The 1,577-nt window shown below is 51.4% G+C and carries 2 protein-coding genes; both read left to right on the top strand.

Translation table 11 applies throughout. From position 1 onward, the window contains the following. The coding region (locus ACTHS8_RS10790) for a TatD family hydrolase (RefSeq protein ID WP_440373707.1) at positions 1-329 on the top strand (329 nt) is incomplete at its 5' end. A 288-nt stretch (positions 330-617) separates the two neighbouring features. Beyond that, the coding region (locus ACTHS8_RS10785; RefSeq protein ID WP_440373706.1) for an Nramp family divalent metal transporter at positions 618-1,577 on the top strand (960 nt) is incomplete at its 3' end.

Here is a 1,577-nt window from a genome sequence, read left to right as displayed (position 1 = left end):
CCGGTTTCACACGAGGCGGTATCGTTCACGCCTTCTCCGGCAGCGTAGAAGAAGCGCGGATTTTGGTGAAACTCGGCTTCAAAATCGGCATAGGCTCGCTGCTGCTCAATCCCAATGCCAAAAAAGTCCGTACCGCCTTACAAGCTTTAGACGACACGGATTTCGTTCTCGAAACCGACAGCCCTTTTATGCTCGGCCATGAAACCAATACACCAGCCAATATCCGCCGTATCGCCGAAATTGCCGCCGAACTGCGTGGCATCTCGCTGTCGCAACTGGCTGAAATCACCGAGCAAAACGTGGATTACCTGCTCCATACTTCCCCTTAATATGCCGACTTCAAGGCATCAAAAAGCCTTGCCCAGCCATTTCGTTTCCAAACCGACGCACTCTGCCCTCCCTACCCCATATTCATGAATAAAAAGCGATACAAGGCCGTCTGAAAAAATGTTTTTGGCACAAAATATCGTTCACTCCGTCATCTCGGCTTTTTAACACCGTATTTTCCTTTTGATTGATAAAAAGTATTACGCATATTATTGGGCAAACTTTTTATTTACGTTAAAATATGCTTTTTTTTTGATAATAAGGCCGTCTGAAAAAGGCGGAAACTAATTATGGCTGAACAACATACACACGCTTCCACCTGGAAGAGCAAAATCAATGCTCTGGGCCCGGGTATCATGATGGCTTCGGCGGCAGTCGGCGGCTCGCACCTGATTGCCTCCACGCAGGCAGGCGCACTTTACGGCTGGCAGCTTGCGCTGATTATTATTCTGACCAACCTCTTTAAATACCCATTTTTCCGCTTCAGCGCGCATTACACGCTGGACACGGGCAAAAGCCTGATTGAAGGCTATGCCGAAAAAAGCCGCGTTTATTTGTGGGTATTTTTGATTTTGTGTATTGCATCGGCAACGATTAATGCCGGCGCGGTCGCCATCGTTACCGCCGCCATCGTCAAAATGGCAATCCCATCACTGACGCTCGATACCGGCATAGTGTCCGCCCTGATCATGGCTTCCTGCCTGCTGATTTTGGCAAGCGGCCGCTATAAAGCTTTGGACAACATTTCCAAAATCATCATCGTCAGCCTGACCATTGCCACCGTCGCCGCGGCAGCCGTGGCCATGTCCCGAGGCATGCAGATGAAACCCGACTTTATCGAACCTACCCCTTGGACGCTGGCCGGCTTGGGCTTCTTAATCGCACTGATGGGCTGGATGCCTGCGCCGATTGAAATTTCCGCCATCAACTCTTTGTGGGTAACCGAAAAACAACGCATCAACCCTTCCAGCTACCGTGACGGCATTTTCGACTTCAACGTCGGCTACATCACCAGCGCAGTGTTGGCGGTCGTCTTCTTGGCTTTGGGTGCCTATGTTCAATACGGCAACGGCGAAGCCGTACAAATGGCCGGTGGCAAATATGTCGGCCAGCTGATTAATATGTACGCCGTGACCATCGGCGACTGGTCGCGTCCGCTGGTGGCATTTATCGCCTTCGCCTGCATGTACGGCACCACCATTACCGTAGTGGACGGCTACGCACGCGCGATTGCCGAACCGGTACGCCTG

Origin of the sequence: Neisseria sp. P0016.S008 (genome assembly GCF_051957775.1) — a bacterium.
Taxonomy (GTDB): Bacteria; Pseudomonadota; Gammaproteobacteria; order Burkholderiales; family Neisseriaceae; genus Neisseria; species Neisseria flavescens_B.
Note: the sequence above shows the minus strand (reverse complement) of the source record. Positions and strands in the feature narration are given on the sequence as shown.